General features: G+C 44.1%; 18 protein-coding genes. 7 read left to right on the top strand and 11 right to left on the bottom strand.

The annotated features are described in order from the left end of the window. Positions 1 to 101: 101 nt before the first annotated feature. Together Q0R35_RS05770 and Q0R35_RS05765 are read right to left on the bottom strand one after the other, a co-directional pair. Positions 102 to 803 carry a peptidylprolyl isomerase gene (locus Q0R35_RS05770; protein ID WP_295615142.1) on the bottom strand — a complete coding sequence of 234 codons (702 nt, stop codon included), beginning with the start codon at positions 801 to 803 and terminating at the stop codon, positions 102 to 104. A 33-nt stretch (positions 804 to 836) separates the two neighbouring features. After that, positions 837 to 1,466, bottom strand: coding sequence for a phycobiliprotein lyase (locus Q0R35_RS05765; protein WP_295615141.1), 630 nt, complete (start codon positions 1,464 to 1,466; stop codon positions 837 to 839). A gap of 208 nt (positions 1,467 to 1,674) precedes the next feature. Here Q0R35_RS05765 and Q0R35_RS05760 point away from each other — a divergent pair, with 208 nt between their 5' ends. Both Q0R35_RS05760 and galE read left to right on the top strand, forming a co-directional pair. Continuing rightward, complete coding sequence (locus Q0R35_RS05760; RefSeq protein WP_295615140.1) at positions 1,675 to 2,109, top strand: hypothetical protein; 435 nt, start codon at positions 1,675 to 1,677, stop codon at positions 2,107 to 2,109. 336 nt (positions 2,110 to 2,445) lie between these two features. Next, on the top strand, positions 2,446 to 3,459 hold the full coding sequence (galE, locus tag Q0R35_RS05755; protein WP_295615139.1) for a UDP-glucose 4-epimerase GalE: 1,014 nt from the start codon (positions 2,446 to 2,448) through the stop codon (positions 3,457 to 3,459). A 215-nt stretch (positions 3,460 to 3,674) separates the two neighbouring features. Here the strand turns inward: galE and rph are convergent, their stop codons facing one another. Further along, complete coding sequence (gene rph, locus Q0R35_RS05750) at positions 3,675 to 4,418, bottom strand: ribonuclease PH (RefSeq protein ID WP_295615138.1); 744 nt, start codon at positions 4,416 to 4,418, stop codon at positions 3,675 to 3,677. A 206-nt stretch (positions 4,419 to 4,624) separates the two neighbouring features. On the opposite strand from rph, the gene Q0R35_RS05745 reads away from it, so the two are divergent. Continuing rightward, positions 4,625 to 5,170: a cob(I)yrinic acid a,c-diamide adenosyltransferase gene (locus Q0R35_RS05745; protein ID WP_295615137.1), complete on the top strand. Its 546-nt coding sequence runs from the start codon at positions 4,625 to 4,627 to the stop codon at positions 5,168 to 5,170. Between the two features lie 160 nt (positions 5,171 to 5,330). On the opposite strand, the gene Q0R35_RS05740 is transcribed toward Q0R35_RS05745, so the two are convergent. After that, a complete protein-coding gene (locus tag Q0R35_RS05740; RefSeq protein WP_295615136.1) occupies positions 5,331 to 6,020 on the bottom strand; it encodes a DUF3318 domain-containing protein in 690 nt (229 codons plus the stop codon). A 220-nt stretch (positions 6,021 to 6,240) separates the two neighbouring features. On the opposite strand from Q0R35_RS05740, the gene Q0R35_RS05735 reads away from it, so the two are divergent. Then, the gene (locus tag Q0R35_RS05735) at positions 6,241 to 6,846 is read left to right on the top strand and encodes a CAP domain-containing protein (RefSeq protein ID WP_295615135.1); all 606 of its coding nucleotides are present in this window, start codon (positions 6,241 to 6,243) and stop codon (positions 6,844 to 6,846) included. 3 nt (positions 6,847 to 6,849) lie between these two features. Beyond that, positions 6,850 to 7,515, top strand: a complete 666-nt coding sequence (locus tag Q0R35_RS05730; RefSeq protein WP_295615134.1) for a ribonuclease D — start codon at positions 6,850 to 6,852, stop codon at positions 7,513 to 7,515. Between the two features lie 217 nt (positions 7,516 to 7,732). On the opposite strand, the gene Q0R35_RS05725 is transcribed toward Q0R35_RS05730, so the two are convergent. The 3 genes from Q0R35_RS05725 to Q0R35_RS05715 are packed head-to-tail and all read right to left on the bottom strand — an operon-like array spanning position 7,733 to position 9,680. Beyond that, positions 7,733 to 8,296, bottom strand: a complete 564-nt coding sequence (locus tag Q0R35_RS05725) for a dihydrofolate reductase (protein ID WP_295615133.1) — start codon at positions 8,294 to 8,296, stop codon at positions 7,733 to 7,735. 16 nt (positions 8,297 to 8,312) lie between these two features. Continuing rightward, complete coding sequence (thyA, locus tag Q0R35_RS05720; RefSeq protein ID WP_295615132.1) at positions 8,313 to 9,248, bottom strand: thymidylate synthase; 936 nt, start codon at positions 9,246 to 9,248, stop codon at positions 8,313 to 8,315. Positions 9,249 to 9,284: 36 nt separating this feature from the next. After that, positions 9,285 to 9,680 (bottom strand): metal-binding protein, encoded by a 396-nt coding sequence (locus Q0R35_RS05715; RefSeq protein ID WP_295615131.1) that lies wholly within the window; start codon positions 9,678 to 9,680, stop codon positions 9,285 to 9,287. Between the two features lie 5 nt (positions 9,681 to 9,685). On the opposite strand from Q0R35_RS05715, the gene Q0R35_RS05710 reads away from it, so the two are divergent. Then, on the top strand, positions 9,686 to 9,895 hold the full coding sequence (locus tag Q0R35_RS05710) for a hypothetical protein (protein WP_295615130.1): 210 nt from the start codon (positions 9,686 to 9,688) through the stop codon (positions 9,893 to 9,895). A 34-nt stretch (positions 9,896 to 9,929) separates the two neighbouring features. Here Q0R35_RS05710 and Q0R35_RS05705 read toward each other — a convergent pair whose 3' ends face one another. The 4 genes from Q0R35_RS05705 to Q0R35_RS05690 form a co-directional block, all read right to left on the bottom strand. Continuing rightward, entirely contained in the window at positions 9,930 to 10,205 is a 276-nt protein-coding gene (locus Q0R35_RS05705) for a MoaD/ThiS family protein (protein ID WP_295615129.1), read from the bottom strand. A gap of 78 nt (positions 10,206 to 10,283) precedes the next feature. Further along, positions 10,284 to 11,582, bottom strand: a complete 1,299-nt coding sequence (gene thrC, locus Q0R35_RS05700) for a threonine synthase (RefSeq protein WP_295615128.1) — start codon at positions 11,580 to 11,582, stop codon at positions 10,284 to 10,286. 193 nt (positions 11,583 to 11,775) lie between these two features. After that, entirely contained in the window at positions 11,776 to 13,137 is a 1,362-nt protein-coding gene (locus Q0R35_RS05695; protein ID WP_295615127.1) for a hypothetical protein, read from the bottom strand. 126 nt (positions 13,138 to 13,263) lie between these two features. After that, entirely contained in the window at positions 13,264 to 14,724 is a 1,461-nt protein-coding gene (locus Q0R35_RS05690) for a sugar transferase (protein ID WP_295615126.1), read from the bottom strand. Between the two features lie 584 nt (positions 14,725 to 15,308). On the opposite strand from Q0R35_RS05690, the gene Q0R35_RS05685 reads away from it, so the two are divergent. Beyond that, positions 15,309 to 16,205 (top strand): glycosyltransferase family A protein (locus Q0R35_RS05685; RefSeq protein WP_295615125.1); only part of this gene is annotated, 897 nt, incomplete at its 3' end.

The following is a 16,205-nucleotide window of genomic DNA, read 5'->3' as shown; positions in this document are numbered from 1 at the left end:
TCAAGCTTCCCCACACTCCTTACTCTTTACTCTTTACTCCTTACTCCTTACTCCGGTCAGTGAGCGATAGCCGAACTGTACTCCTTACTCCCATCTCCCAACTAAATTTGCTCTTGCAGCCAAATCTGAAATAATTCATCGAGCAGCCGTTGGCGCATTGGTTCGTCTAATTGAGCGGGAATAATTTTTTCGGGACGCACGACGACATACCATTCTTCCAGGTGCATCGGCGGGCAAACCTGCCCTAATGGTTGAGTCGCAATTGCCTGGGCGATCGCGGGATGCGGTACGCTAATTTCTACAGGGCCGATTAGTCCGCCAGTTTGCGACTCAGCACCTTCAGAATATGCAGTAGCAAGCTCTGTAAAACTTTGTTCGCCTGCGATCGATCTAAAATAGATTTCTTGGGCGATGCCTAGCTCTTTAGTCCGAATTAATGAATAGATAATCCGATCTAGTTGCCCTTTGCGTTTGAGAAAATGGGAGGATATTTGATGACCCCAAGTTTGCTGTTTGAATTTCGCAATTTTAAACTGACGAATTGCGATTTCGGCTAATTGTTGACGATCCAAATAATGAAAATTAAGCCAATATTGCAGCCGCTCTTCCGTTGTCAAGCTTTCGCGATCGTAAAATTGCTTGAGCGCGACAATTTGCTCGTCATCGCTACACTCAACGCCGATAATCGCCCGATCGATCGTCATTTCGCGGACGATTCCTGGTAGCAGTTGATATCTTTTCAAGAGTGGTAACAGTTCCGCTGGCAGTAACTGAAAATTACCAATTTGCTCGAATTCACTCATGGAGTTTAACCTCCCATCTCCCATCTCCCATCCCTAAGATTTTTGCTCTAATCCAAATCCAACTAAATCGATTTCTGTAGGTACCGCGCCGGGTTCGGGACGGCGATAGGTCACTATCGTCCGCAGTCGCGAGTGAGAATTTATTAATTGCAGCCGATCGACTGCCACCGATCGACTGTAATATGTGACTAATTCTAAAGTTTGCCGAGTGGGTTGATAGGTAAATCGACCAGTAATCGTCCCAGATTCTAAATACCCTTCATCTCGTAAATATAAACCTCTGATTAGTTCGGGACTATCGGGAATTTCGGCGACTAAGGGGAGAGCTGGTGCAAGTGGATCGCTCGGCAGTAGATCGGGCTTACTAATAGATCGATCGGGCACAAATAGAGCTTTTAGGTTCATGGCGACTCGCTCCCCTTTTTCTGACACTGTATTGAAGTCGATCCTAAATCCAGGAAATAGATCGATCTGTGTCGAGGCTTCCATGCTACCAAGTGGTAAAAAAGCTGAAGAAATTTGATATTTTTCGGCAGCTTCCAATCCAGCTACGTTAAATTCGGTATATGAGCGTTCTACCTCATTATGGCGCGGATAATGATACGTCCGCTCGGTCTTCCAGGTGCCGACACAATCTGCAAAAAAGTCTTGAATTTCTAGCATTTTTTTAGTAATAATTTCAATATTGACATTCGCTCAATTAAAGTTACTCACATAATAATCTATATTTGCTGGCGAGCGTCTAAATCCAGTTCCATAATTAATTAATAATTAAGATTGTTGTACTTATCAAAAGTTAAATAATTCAGCAATAAGTCACCAAATTTCAATTTAGTATCTAAACTTATTGAAAGTTATTGTAAGGTAAAAGATGGAATCAATCCAACAACAGATTAGTACCTTGACCCGGAAGGTCGATCGAGTCTATCAGATCGTCGATCGATTGAACCAACATGTCTTCGAGACGCTCGATTCCCCGAATGTTGGCGGAGAAGAAACTTCGATTAGATATCCGCTCAACCGTGAAGATCTCTCGCCCACAAGTAACGTACCAGCTTCTAGCTATCGTCGCTATGGATATGGAGACTACTTTGGCAGCTCTAATTATCATCGCGAGAGTGAATCGGTAATTGCCCAACAGGATGTTTTGATCGATAGTAGTGGCGTAGAAATCAGTCACCACCAAATTAAAGAACAAGATTTATCCCCACAAATTCAGATTCAACGACTTACCGCTCAATTAACTGCTGCATACAACCGGATTGCGGCATTGGAGGAACAGTTATTAGCTAAACGATGGAAGTAGTTTGACAGCCAGACTCAGAGTGTCGGGATCGACATTACAGATCGTCGTGCCATCCTCTTAAATATACTAAATATCTATTAAATATATGAGTGGCGATCGCCAAGATGCTCGGTTGTCAAGGTTGAATTGTCGCAATTAGTTCAAAACTAACTCTTGTCATCCACGGAGATTCACTGGTATAAAATAAAGAGGTATATTAATCTTGTCTAGATGTCTAAACAGATTGCCAGCCCAAGTTGTATTTAGCAGCGTTAGGATTCGTAACTCAGTAGCCACAACTAATACACTAAATTAGTAATACCATCCTGTAACCTATTTTATCCAATTGAAATTCCGATGAATCAACAAATTTTAGTTACTGGTGGTGCTGGTTATATCGGTTCTCACACGATCGCCCAATTGGGTCGAGCTGGCTATGAAATCGTCATCTATGATAATCTTTCTACAGGTACGACCAGTGCGATAACTACTGGTAAGCTAGCTTTGGGAGATTTAGCCGATCGACAACAGCTAGAACGAGTCTTTACAGAACATAATTTTGACGCTGTTTTACACTTTGCTGCCAGTATTTCTGTCCCAGAATCGGTCGTTAAGCCCTTGGCTTACTACAGCAATAATACAGCCAATACTCTAAACTTGCTCCACTGCTGCGAGCAATTTGGCGTAAATAAATTTATTTTTTCCAGTACGGCGGCGGTATACGGACAGCCAACTGTCAACCCGATTACCGAAGAAACTGCTCCAGAACCGCTCAATCCCTATGGTAGTTCTAAACTGATGAGCGAACGGTTAATTCGGGATTATGCGATTGCGAATACTAATTTTAAATATGTCATTCTTAGGTATTTTAATGTAGCTGGAGCCGAAATTGGCGGAAACTTAGGACAATCTGGCAAAAAAGCCACGCACCTGATCAAAGTAGCTTGCGATGCAGCTTTAGGTAGACGAGACAATGTGAGTATCTTTGGTACCAATTTTGATACTCCCGATGGTACGGGTATTCGTGACTACATTCATGTTGACGATCTCGCACGCGCGCATGTAGATGCACTGATCTATCTCGATGGACGAGCTGCGAGTCAGATTCTCAACTGTGGCTACGGACAGGGTTATAGCGTCCGCCAAGTCATCGAAAAAGTCAAAGAGATATCCGGTGTAGATTTTACCGTTATCGAAGCCGAACGTCGTGCTGGCGACCCTGCTTGCGTGATTGCTGCTGCCGAACGCATTACCCAAACACTAGGATGGAAACCACAGTATAACGATCTCGATATTATCGTTCGCACGGCTTTAGCCTGGGAAAAAAAGTCACAGGGTAGCGAACTACCGCTGAAAGAATTGGTTAAGTAACCTGAGTTGCTACCTGAGAATGCCTACGACTGAAGTCGTGGCTGATGTTGCAAAGTCCGCCTACGCGGACTAATAGATCTCCTGCGAAAGTAAAAACACAACCTTTTTCAATACTGTTTTCATCTAAAACTTTTCCTATTCCCTAGCCCCTAACTTTTGCAGGAAGTCTAATAAACTAGTCCGCGAAGGCGGACTTTGCATCATTAGCGGCGACTTCAGTCGCTGACTAACCGAACCGTATTACCAGTCGTCGCAGCAATTTCGGCATTTTGCATCGCCATCAATTCCTGAATTCCCGTATCGGCAAGATCTAGCAACTCATTCAGTTGCTGGCGGCTAAAACTCCCCGATTCTGCCGTGCCCTGCACCTCAATTAATTCCCGATTATCGGTCATTACCACATTAAAATCGACATCAGCCGCGACATCTTCTGGGTAGTCCAGATCTAAAAACGCGCTCCCAGCAACTAAGCCCACCGACACCGCTGCAACTTGACGAACGATTGGCGAGTGACTCAATTCTCCCCGCTTCACGAGTCGATGGATAGCTTGCACTAATGCCACGTATCCGCCAGTTATTGCCGTCGTGCGGGTGCCTGCATCTGCCTGGAGGACATCTGCATCAACTAGGATTGTTTTCTCTCCCAGGGCGGCAAAATCGAGGGTCGATCGCAAACTCCGACCGATGAGTCTTTGGATTTCTTGCGTGCGTCCCGATAACTTCATCAGTTCGCGCTCGTGACGTTGGGGTGTCGCACCCGGTAGCATTCGGTATTCGGCTGTCAGCCAGCCTGTCCCCGTTCCTGCCAAAAACCTGGGTACGCCGTTGGTTATGGTGACGGTACACAGTACCTGCGTGTCGCCACACCTAGTCAATACAGAACTGGTAGCAAATTTGGTAAAGCCGCTCTGGAAGCTCACTTGACGTAATTTATTCGGTTGGCGGTCTTGGCGTTGCATGTAGAATTCAGGGAGAATGAAGATCGGAAACCAGATCGAGCTACTAGCTATTAAGTACTACTTGACCGATCGTATATTTAGTGTTTCACTGGATAAGCGCACGGAACGAAACGCTATATATTGTCTACTATAGACTGCCGAGCTGGACAGGAATCGCCTGTAATAGTACACCTTTTGAATGAAACGCGGCTCATTTTACGTTGAATATGATTGCACAACTAAATAGTCATCCAGAAAATTCTGCGCTTAATCGTAACACTTCACTTCATCCCGATTCAGCACCACTTCACAAACATATCGAGATTATCGATACACCAGCCGATCGATTTTGCACCGAGATCGTTGCTAATGCACTTAAACTTGCCAGTACGGGACAAAGAGTATTAATCGTCCAACTACTTAAAGGTGGCATTTGGCAAGGACACGATCGCATTGTCAATCTGGCTCAAAATCTAGATTGGATTCGTTGCAATTTAATTCGGAATATTTCGATCTCCGATTTAAACGATCTAGAATTACACAATTTCGAGCAGTTATGGAAGCACGTTCGCAATGTAGCTGGATCTGCTACTAATAACGATCGATCGAGTGAATATTCTTTGTTGATTTTAGACGATCTAAGTCTATCGATCGAGTTGGGGTTAATTAGTATCGAAGCCGCGCTCGATTTTCTCACCAAGATCCCTACAGATCTCCGGCTCATTCTAACTGGTACTAATCCACATCCAGCTTTATTAGAATTAGCTGTCTAAATTGAGTTCTATTAATAAGTATGTGTTAAAAAGCCCGATTCTTGCTGAAAGCAGTCGGGCTTTTTGATGCGATCTCGATCGTCCCAAAGATTTCCCATAAAAATCTAGGGTAGTAGCAATTCATGAATTGCCCCTACCCTGATTTGCAGCATCAGCGTGTTTATCGATAGCTTTCGCGATTCTCACGATCGTCTGCTAGCGCGCGGGAGCGAGTAGAAGTCCGATTGCGATCGACTTTATCTTTGGCTTTAGTAGCACTGCGTTTGAGTGCATCGAGACGGGACTCATAGTGCTTGCGTTTGCTCTTTTTAGGAGTATCATCAGTGAGAGTTTTTAAGGCACTGCCCAGACTCTTGTAAGCATTGGGGAGCGTGTATCCAAAGCGGGTGGCTAGGGCGATCGCTTTTTCATCGGCATCGATGGCTTCTTTGAGATGTCGATCGCTATTATTGCGAGAATAGAGCCGATACCCAGACACGCCGCATAGTCCCAGAGCCAGGATTAGTAGCAACCCATCCTGTACCCATAACTCTCCCACAGCACCGCCTAAACCGATCGCCAGCGCAGCCATTTCCCAGCCATCGCGCGAGATTGTATCGTTTTGAACGCGGGCGACTTCATGCCAGAACAATAAATTGCGTTGATCCAGAGCCAGACGTTCCCACTTGACTAAATCGATCTGAATTTCGACTTGATCTTTGCCCAATTCTTCACTCCGCACCAAAGGCGGATTGACTTCGACGGTAGTTTCTACCGTTACCCAGCTTTGCAATTCGGGTGGCAGCAAGCTTTTAAGCCGACGCAATTCACTCATTTCAGCGCGAGCAGAGGCAGCAGAATAGGATGTCATAGTGATAGTCTCAAGCGATCTTAGTTACTATTTTAGCGAATTCTCAGGCAAGACGATCGAAGTCGATCGATTCTCAGATTACATCCTTATATAGTGAGATCGATCGCAGTGGATTGTAAATTTTGATGTCATCTTGGGTTTAACCACAGGCGCAGTTGCTGACGACCTAGCGACATTTACTACTCCTACGGCTAGATCTACACAAGTTGAGTAAATTCAGATGAAATACGGTTTTTTGGGCACTTTCTGTGTAGTTGCTACCGTCTTGGGGATAACAGCAACAGTTCGTGCCGATATTAGCATTAGTATACCCGCCGATCGATCGATTAGTGCCGCCACTGGGCAAGAAGCTCCTCCAGAAACTGCCGCGCCGACCAAACGCGCCTACAATAATCCTCAATCGACATCTAACCCTGTGCTAACTCGCTTAGAATTGGACACTTATAACCTAGTCAATAAATATCGCCAGTCTCGCAATTTACCACCACTGACAATCGATCCAGCTATTTCGGCTCAGGCTAAGGCACATAGCGAAAAGATGGCTAGGGATCGGAATATGAATCATGACGGTTTTCACGAACGTGCGGATTCGATCGCGCAGACGATCGTCTACCGTAAGGCTGCCGAGAATGTGGCTTACAATATGGGCTACGGACAACCAGATTTAGTTGCCGTTCAAGGCTGGATCGAAAGTCCCGGACACCAAGATAATATGACAGGGCCATACGATCTTACTGGCATCGGCATCGTCCAAAACTCTAAGGGCGAATATTACTTTACACAAATATTTATTCGCAAAGCTTGGTACGTTAAAGATGCTGACTAGTCTATGTCTTATGATGTAGATCGTGCTATCTCACCAGCTCTCAATATGGAAGACTTTCAAATTTGCGATCGAGATCTAGATGATGCTCTCACTGCCAAATATCTCCAGGCAGAATCGATCGCTGTCGATACTGAGACAATGGGATTGAACTATCATCGCGACAGGCTGTGCTTAGTACAATTATTTTCACCTGGTGCCCTGACGGTAATTCGGATTGCCAAAGGACAAACAACCGCACCAAATTTACAACAGGTGATGCAATCTACCACCGTTACGAAGGTTTTTCATTTTGCCAGATTCGATGTGGCACAACTCAGTTACCGTTTGGGTATCGAAACTCAGCCAATATTTTGTACTAAAATTGCTAGTAAACTGATTCGTACCTACTCAAACCGTCATGGTTTGAAGGAATTAGTATCTCAACTCGAAGGTGTCGATCTCGACAAATCTGCTCAATGTTCCGATTGGGGCGATGCCGAAAATCTCTCGGAACACCAACTCCGCTATGCGGCTAATGATGTTCGATATTTAATTAGTATGCGTCAAAAATTGACTGCCAAGTTGCAACGCGAAGATCGGTGGGAACTAGCGCAGGACTGTTTTAAGGTGTTGCCTACGTTGGTTGCGCTAGATATATTGCAGTATGAGGATATTTTTTCACATCATTAAAATTATGTGTTGATAGATCGAGGTAATTCCTGGAAATAATCCTCCTCTAATATCGTCTAAACTATGATTAAAATGATTGACTGATGGACTTTAATGGACTGCTATCCGACAATTTTAGTTCATCTATTAATCAAATAAGTCATAGTTCAGATCGTATATTTTTATCGTAAATTACCTAAAATCTATTTCAATTGCTAGTTAGCTAAATACCAAAATATTAATAAATAATTAATGGCTTAGGCGCATAGATCTCAAAAGTAAAAGATTTTTTACCTGCCATGCGATCGGAAAAACTCTTAGCCATATAAGCTGGAATATATGGAGCAAATTCTTGACCTAACGACTGCGGATCTTGCGGAAAAAAAGTATCGCAATCATAACTATCTTCCAGACGCGATAGATACATCATATCGACAGTATCGATTGTTTGCTGGTAGAGATTAGCACCGCCACAATAAAATATTTTGGTGTCTTTAGCTAATTCTACATCGCCACAATTCAGGTCGTCAGTGAAACCTAGTTCCGATGATGGATATTTATCTGCAAATTGCGATCGATATTCGGCAACCTTAGATGTCACAATAATATTTTGTCTGCCCTTTAATGGAACTTTCTCGCGATCGAACATACCATCAAATGTCTTTCTGCCCATCACGATCGTATTACCCATCGTTAGATTCATAAATAGTTTTAGATCGGCTGGATAATGCCAAGGCATGTAACCATCTTTACCAATACCACCATCTTTATCGATCGCCGCAATCAGAATTTTTTGTACCATTTTATGACTCTATTTTCTAAACAGCTACAGGTAATTTAATAAATGCACCATGTTGATAATTAACTAACTGAATCCGATCGATATCATCATAAGTCAGATCGAACATCGATCGATCGCCTAATTGACTCAAATCTAATTGCGGTAAATCATAAGTCTCGCGGCTAGCAGCCTGATAGGGTTCGATATGATCGACATATACATGTGCATCGGTAATCGAGTGATAAAAATCTCCTGGTATGAGATTAACTTCTCGGCAAATTAGTAGTAGTAGTAATGAATAACAAGTTAAATTGAAAGGATTACCAACACAATGATCTGAGGAGCGTTGTTGCAGATGTAAATTTAATTTACCACCTTGATAATTTAACGTAAAACTATGATGGCAAGGTGGTAGCTTACTCATGGTTGCATTGGGTGGATACCAAGCTGTAATATGCAATCTACGCGATCGAGGATTACGTTTTAATTCATCTATCGCCCATCTAAATTGATCGAAACAGGGCAAAACTAAATTTTGCTCGGTATCGATAATTAGATCGTGTCGATATTTGCTGTCGGTTAGATTAACCAACGATTCGCCATCGCATAAATAGTTGCTATTATCGCGCCGAATCGGAGCCGCATAACCGGGAACTGGATAATATCGCCAGAACCTACCGTAAGCAGTTTCTAAATTACCATCCGCATCGCTCCATGCATCCCAAATTTTAGTATGCTGTTTGAGATTGCGAATATGTGGTTCGCCAGATAGGTACCAAATTAATTCTGTTACTAAGCTGCGCCATTGAATCTTTTTATGAGTCAAAATTGGGAAGGCTTCAGCCGTAACAGGTAGCCGATAACTCAGCCCGAATAATGAGACGGTATCGGTACCCGTGCGGTTAGTTTCTCTGCTTCCTTCTGCTAGGATGCGGTCGAGGATTTCTAAGTATGTCTTGTCTACTATATTCATAAATTAGTGAATGGTGGATATTAGCTGTATAGTGGGTTATCTAACTCGCGATTTTCCATTCGATTTAGTAGGCACCTTTTTGGGCTTGCTAGCTACTTTTAAGGTTGACTTACGAGCATCGAGATTACGAAATGGAGACCGCTTATATGTCGAGACCAACCAATCGCTCAGGTAGTGACTCATTGCGCCCAATTCTAGACCGCAAAATAAAGCTATATAAATCGCAGAATTTTTAGCGATCGATTGTTGTAGAATAACTAATAACTGTTGTCCGGTATATGTCTTGATGCCAATGAACTGAGCTATTCTCAGCCAAAATAGACCGATCAAACTCACCCATAAACTTAGATAAACAATTCGTCCGATCGTTCCAATAATAGGGCCATGCGACCAAATCGATCGATGTTTGAGAGCTTGTTGATATCGCATCATTTCAATTGTTGCTAGCAGCAATTTCTAGTAATGAAATTGCTGAAAAATACCAGCTTCTGATACATACAGAAGCTGAATTATTTTCAGATGATGAGAATTCACCTGATGACATTGCCGAAATCCAAGCTGCCCACCACGACTACAAAATAGGCGATCGCACTATATTCGATCGGTGCGTAGCAAAACGGGAAACAGAAAAAGCCCCGACTTTATAGATAAGTTAGGGTTTTTTGGAACGATCGATCTAATCTAGCCGCCAGCTACAGCCGGAACGATACTTACTTGGTCGCCATCGTTGAGTAGTGTATTCGTACCATCCAGGAAGCGAATATCTTCGTCATTGACATAGAGATTGAGAAATCTTCGTAATTGACCAGCTCCATCACACAATCTGGCTTTCACACCGGGACAGTCAGATTCAAGGGCATCTAATAACTCAGCAATACTATTACCATTACATTCGATCGTCGCGCGATCGCTGGTAAATTTTTGGAGTGCAGTAGGGATTAATACTTTAACAGTCATGAAGGAGATGGGAGAAAAAAGTAAGAAGTAAGAAGTGTAATTATTAAGAATCTGGAACGCAGTTCCAAAGCCTAAAGCCTAGACTTGTGTTTGTGCCCAGTCGAGGCGATCGAGTGTTTGGGAGCGTTCGAGCGCACGTTCAAAGCTATCTAGTTTGGCTTCGATTTGGAAGGGTTCGCTAACGTAGCCTTGAATCGATTCTTGGGTTTTGAGTCCGTTACCAGTGATGTAAACTACGGTCGTTTCGTCGGGGTTGATTTTACCAGCTTCCACGAGCTTCTTGAGGACGGCAATGGTGGTACCACCAGCAGTTTCAGTGAAAATGCCTTCAGTTTCTGCGAGTAGTTTCATCCCTTCGATGATTTCGGCATCGGTGACGGATTCGATATTACCGTTGGTTTTGCGGGCGAGCTCTAGTGCGTAAATGCCGTCAGCGGGGTTGCCAATTGCGATCGATTTAGCGATCGTATTGGGTTTGACTGGGGTGACAAAATCGCGACCTGCGGCGTATGCTTGAGCGATCGGCGAACAGCCTTCAGCTTGTGCGCCGCTGAACCGAACTGGTTTATCTTCGACTAAGCCGATTTTGACAAATTCTTGGAAGCCTTTGTGAATTTTGGTAAATAACGAACCAGAAGCTAATGGCGCGACGATGTGGTCGGGTAATTGCCAGCCGAGTTGTTCGGCGACTTCATAGCCGAGGGTTTTGGAACCTTCGGAGTAGTAAGGGCGAAGATTGATATTGACAAATCCCCAACCATATGTGTTGGCAACTTCACAACAGAGGCGATTTACTTGGTCGTAGTTGCCTTGAACTGCCATGACAGTGGGGCCATAAATGACCGTGCCCAGGACTTTACCTGCTTCGAGGTCTGCTGGGATGAATACACAACATTCTAAGCCTGCATGAGCCGCGATCGCTGCGGTGGAGTTGGCTAAGTTACCAGTACTCGCACAAGAAATAGTTGAGAAGCCAAATTCTTTAGCTTTGGAAAGTGCCACCGATACCACCCGATCCTTGAAGCTCAAGGTGGGCATATTTACAGCATCGTTTTTAATGTAGAGATTTTTTAAGCCTAGGCGACGCGCCAACCGATTGGCTTTAAGTAATGGTGTCATCCCGGTACCGACATCGACGATATGCTCGTCGGGAACGGGGAGTAAATCTTTGTACCGCCAAATCGAGTTGGGGCCTGCTTTGATGCTCTCGCGAGTCACCTTAGTACGGAGGTAATCATAATCATATTGCACTTCCAATGGCCCGAAGCAGAGTTCGCAAATGTGGGTGGCTTTGAGTTCGTACTCTGTACCGCACTCTTTACAGGCTAGTCCTTTGGCGGCAGTCGTTCTGTTGCTGTTTAAGGTTGCTTGGGTCATGGTTGGAGGCAGTGGTGATTAGATATCCGTCTACTTGTTGAAAATAAGCTTATCATGGCTCGATCGAGCCGTCAAATATACCCGACTATTTTAGTCGGGTATTGGGGATTAGAGAGTAAGAAGTAAGAAGTAAGGAACGCAGTTCCAACGCCTAAAGCCTAAAGCCTAAAGCCTAAAGCCTAAAACCTAAAACCTAAAGCCTAAAATTTTGAAAGATTACTTCAGGAAAGGGACTGGTAGATTTGGGTGTGAGTAGTGACGAATCGATTTGTTTGAGATGGCGATCGAAAAATGCCACCGTATATTGATTAATAATCTGCATTGCGCGTTCGGGCGAAATTTTACCGCCACCATTGCCAAACCGCGATTTCAATGGAGAATCAGCAAAATTCATGTGAGCGGCACCCAAGAGGGTGAGATTGTAGCCGCCATGCTGCTGAAACCATCGTTCCCGCTGCTGGAATCCCCATTCATCGGTTTGTTGCGCGCGTCGCTTCTTACCATTCGTAGAGCGGAGTTCGGCAGTAGTAGGACGGGGATAATCGGAATTCATGAATAAGAATGGTTGCGTTGCACCTGTTTGTGCAGACGAGCTAAACATTAAGCCATCCATATTCAACCCAGCTTTGAGCCGTGCATCGAGCGAACATGCTTGTGCTGCAACCGCGCCGCCAAACGAAGGCCCGAAAATCCCAATTTTACTGAGGTTGAGCTTACCTGTTAAGAGCTGATGAGTAGCGTTCAATTCTGGCAATCGATCGAGTATAAACCGCACATCTTGAGTTCTGAGATCTAATTGCGATCGGGCGACGGTGAGGAACTTTGCCATCGCGGCATCAGAAGACGTGTAATCGGCAGCTAAATTGCTGCGAATGACTCTACCGCTGGGGTAAATCGCCATCGGTACCGAACAAGCATGTTCTAAACCGATGACGACATAACCTTGACTGGCTAACTCTTGAGTTTGAAAGGTATTATCGGTTTTAGAGCCGCCCCATGAGGGAGTATAAATAATTATGGGGTATGGAGTCGCCGTCGTGGCGATCGGTGCCGCTGGAATGGCATGAGTTTTCACCAATCTCAAATGACTGAATAACCCTGACGGAATTAACCGTGGATCTTCAATGTAAGGAGTTTTTGGGCTGTTATTATTGGCGATTGCCGGGTACCAGACGCGAACGACTAATTCTCGATTGGCATTAGTGGTAGTCGGATCGCACAATTCAATCCGGGATTTATCGACTAAATCGATCGAGATCGTGCCGACAGCATACCGACCAGTCGGTACTGGAAATGTGAAGATTGGGTACAGGTAAAATAGAATTGCCGAAGTTGTGGCACCAATTAGTCCCAAACCGATCGAGGCTGGAAATAGCCAGGGTGTGGAAATAATTAGCTTTAATTGCCCTAATCCGGCAACTAACATCAAAATACTAGCAGATACAAAGACCGGAATCATTTGCCAGCAGTGATTTCCTTGCAGTAAACCCATCGCACTTGGCGTGATGATGGAGATCGCGACAGCCATCAACACTAAATATTTACGGCTATTCATGAGTTAGAAATATTGGAGATTATTGAGCCTCCACTCCTAAACCCAATTGTAATCCGATCGTCCGCGATCGATTTATACTACATTCTTAGTGTCACATCCACTATTCACTATCCACTATCCACTAACTTAACAAGATCCTTCTTTAAACAACACTACTCTGATTGTTTCGAGTAAAATCTTTAAATCGAGCGCGAGCGACCATTGGAGAATGTAAACCATATCCCAATAAAAAATCTCTTCGGAATCGCTGCTACTGCGTCCTTTCACCTGCCACAGTCCGGTAATTCCAGGTAAAACTTCGTATCGTAGAAACCTGTCGCGATCGAGATCTTTAACGTCTTGGATCGATAGCTCGTAATCCCGGACAGCGATCGGGCGCGGGCCGACAAGACTCATTTGTCCTTGTAAAACGTTGAATAATTGTGGTAATTCATCTAAGCTATAATCGCGGAGGAATTTACCAATTTTGGTAATCCGAGGGTCTTCTTTAATTTTAAATAGAACGCCACCTTTGACTTCATTTTGTGCTTCTAGTTGCTTTTGGAGTTCGCTAGCATTGGCAACCATCGTCCGAAATTTCCAGACGCGGAACCGATGACCTTTGAGACCGACGCGGTACTGTCTGTAAAAAATAGTACCAGGTGAAGAGCGTTTGATGAGAATTGCGATCGTCACCAAAATCGGCGATAACAGAATTAATAGGACGCAAGCAGAAATTTTGTCAAACAAACGTTTCAACCAAAAATTGAACCCAAAAATCGCCAAAGATTTAAAGCGAACGGTGGGGATTTCTTCGATCATTTTGGTCTCAGATGCCCGTTGGGGTAGTTGCAGCTCTGTCGGCACTACTCGCAGGTGAATTCCGGCGGCTTTGAGATTCCAAAATAGAATAATTTGATTGTCAATTAGCTGCTGAGAACAAATAAATACTTCGCTAATTTTGCGCGATCGAATGCGATCGATTATTTGGTCTAATTGTTTTTGGATGTCCCATAGCGATAAGTCGATGATACTATCGACTCTGAATTGTTGAGAGCGATCGAGCAATTTACTCACCTTATCGATGTCCGAGCGGTCGCCAATTAGTACGACCGCTTGCTGTAAAGCTGGATTGCGTTTGCGAATCTGAATTGTGACTAGATCGAAGAAAAATCTAGCCGAGCTGATGAATAGAAAATTCAACACCCACGCGCACACAAACACCGAACGCGACACCCACCACAGTCCTGGATGATAAAAGAACGCCGCGATTAAAATCATTAACTGCGCCAACGTTAGTGATTTTAATAATTTAGAAAATCGATGTAACTTATCATCGGTACCATAAAACCCGGAAGCCATCAGAGTGCCGACGCTAACTGCGAGAATAGGTACCAGCGCATCTGAAATATGTCTCCCCAAAGTTGGCGTACCGAGCCTGTCGGCAATCGTCCACGATCCAAATAACATCGTAGCATCGAGCGTAATTAGCATGAGCGATCGCAGCACCATTAGCGGTGTCCGCCAGCGAATTGCCAAATTTGTCGCGCGAATATCTTCGGTCTGCCAAAGATTGATGATGGGGTCGGTTTTTTTTAACTCGGTCATGCGATCGCTCCGAAAGTATGTGATATGGAGTCAAATAAACTTCTTGCAGTGATCTCAGTCACGAATAATCTGTGATATTTGTTAAAGATACTTTAGTGAGAATAATATGTTTTATCATCGCTAAAAACAACGAACAATGTCAACGATCGCGCAGCTAAATTTATATAAACATATTAACTACAGATTCTAGTTAATGGCTAGACGATCGAGATGAATGTCGTAAGTTAAATCTCAGTGGACTTAGATACCTGTGCAGGATATATTCAGTCATCTGGCTGTTGATAATTGCCAGATTTTGGGGAAAAATTAAGAAAATCTGTGTAAGTTGCCCGATAGCTCTTAATTCAATAACTACATAGTATAATATAATTGAAACTTTTGCTAGCAGTCTAGATCGTTACTCAGCATGTTGATGTAAAAGTTTGGCATTGTACGATCCTTTACATATTCCAATCTAATCGTGCGGCTGAAGCTACAGGGGTATCGAGATCGTGCCCAAATATAGAAACTGATAATTCGATCCATATTAATTACAGCCGCAAAGTAGCGAAAACTGACAGATCGTGACAGGGAGTAAAAAGTTAATGCATCAACCGCTGAAAAACTCGATCGAAAAGAGCGTATCTATCATCATTCCGGCATACAATAGCAGCGAATTTTTACCAGCAGCCATCGAGAGTGCGATTCTCCACGGGAGAGGCTTCTCTTCTCTCCGAGACGCTCTGCGAACGAGAGGCTTCGCCAACGCCAACGGGCAAGATCCACAAATTGAGATCGTTGTCGTCGATGATGGTTCGACGGACGATACTAAAGCGGTGTGCGATCGCTATCCGACAGTCACGTATATTTATCAAAGCAATCAAGGTTTACCAGGAGCGCGTAATACTGGAATCGAAGCAAGTCGCGGTACGTATCTGATTTTTTTAGACGCTGACGATTGCTTGCTCCCTGACGCGGTAAAGATCGGGGTAAATTGTCTGCAAGAACATCCAGCAGCGGGGTTTGTGTTTGGGCGATACGTATTTCGATCGATTAATCCTGACGGTTCTTATAGTACTCAACCGCTGTTTGCCGAGCCGCCGCCAGTTGCTAGTTATGGAACTATTTTGGCGGCGCAACATAATATTCAATGTGCCACAGCGATGATTCGGCGAGAGGCGATAGAGTCTGTGGGGGGATTCCCTGTGGGTGAAGAGGATTTGGGTTTATTTTTGCGGATTGCGCGGGAGTACCCGATTTATTTTCACGATCGAGTGGTGTCGGAATATCGGTATCATGGCGGGAATGAGTCGAGTAAGTCTGTGAAGATGCTGGTGCAGACTTTGGCTACTCATGAATTGGAGCTGGAGTATATTCGGGGAGTGGGGAATTCTGCACCGGAACTAATGGCGGCTTATGAATCTGGGCGAGCTGCTTGGATAAAATTTTATGGCGATCGAATTCTGTATGATGTGGTTAGGTTAACACAGGCGAGCGCGATT

This window comes from Chamaesiphon sp. GL140_3_metabinner_50 (genome assembly GCF_025361915.1).
Lineage (GTDB): Bacteria > Cyanobacteriota > Cyanobacteriia > Cyanobacteriales > Chamaesiphonaceae > Chamaesiphon.
The sequence above is the reverse complement of the archived record's forward strand: the minus strand, read 5'-3'. Positions and strand labels throughout refer to the sequence as shown.

Excerpts from the sequence above, each read along its gene's own strand:
- Q0R35_RS05715 (WP_295615131.1), bottom strand. The coding sequence starts at position 9,680 with ATGATGCGATATCAACAAGCTCTCAAACATCGATCGATTTGGTCGCAT.
- Q0R35_RS05740 (WP_295615136.1), bottom strand. The coding sequence starts at position 6,020 with ATGACATCCTATTCTGCTGCCTCTGCTCGCGCTGAAATGAGTGAATTG.
- thrC (WP_295615128.1), bottom strand. The coding sequence starts at position 11,582 with ATGACCCAAGCAACCTTAAACAGCAACAGAACGACTGCCGCCAAAGGA.
- Q0R35_RS05690 (WP_295615126.1), bottom strand. The coding sequence starts at position 14,724 with ATGACCGAGTTAAAAAAAACCGACCCCATCATCAATCTTTGGCAGACC.
- Q0R35_RS05760 (WP_295615140.1), top strand. The coding sequence starts at position 1,675 with ATGGAATCAATCCAACAACAGATTAGTACCTTGACCCGGAAGGTCGAT.
- rph (WP_295615138.1), bottom strand. The coding sequence starts at position 4,418 with ATGCAACGCCAAGACCGCCAACCGAATAAATTACGTCAAGTGAGCTTC.
- Q0R35_RS05735 (WP_295615135.1), top strand. The coding sequence starts at position 6,241 with ATGAAATACGGTTTTTTGGGCACTTTCTGTGTAGTTGCTACCGTCTTG.
- Q0R35_RS05705 (WP_295615129.1), bottom strand. The coding sequence starts at position 10,205 with ATGACTGTTAAAGTATTAATCCCTACTGCACTCCAAAAATTTACCAGC.
- Q0R35_RS05770 (WP_295615142.1), bottom strand. The coding sequence starts at position 803 with ATGAGTGAATTCGAGCAAATTGGTAATTTTCAGTTACTGCCAGCGGAA.
- Q0R35_RS05765 (WP_295615141.1), bottom strand. The coding sequence starts at position 1,466 with ATGCTAGAAATTCAAGACTTTTTTGCAGATTGTGTCGGCACCTGGAAG.
- Q0R35_RS05695 (WP_295615127.1), bottom strand. The coding sequence starts at position 13,137 with ATGAATAGCCGTAAATATTTAGTGTTGATGGCTGTCGCGATCTCCATC.
- Q0R35_RS05730 (WP_295615134.1), top strand. The coding sequence starts at position 6,850 with ATGTCTTATGATGTAGATCGTGCTATCTCACCAGCTCTCAATATGGAA.
- Q0R35_RS05725 (WP_295615133.1), bottom strand. The coding sequence starts at position 8,296 with ATGGTACAAAAAATTCTGATTGCGGCGATCGATAAAGATGGTGGTATT.
- thyA (WP_295615132.1), bottom strand. The coding sequence starts at position 9,248 with ATGAATATAGTAGACAAGACATACTTAGAAATCCTCGACCGCATCCTA.
- Q0R35_RS05745 (WP_295615137.1), top strand. The coding sequence starts at position 4,625 with ATGATTGCACAACTAAATAGTCATCCAGAAAATTCTGCGCTTAATCGT.
- galE (WP_295615139.1), top strand. The coding sequence starts at position 2,446 with ATGAATCAACAAATTTTAGTTACTGGTGGTGCTGGTTATATCGGTTCT.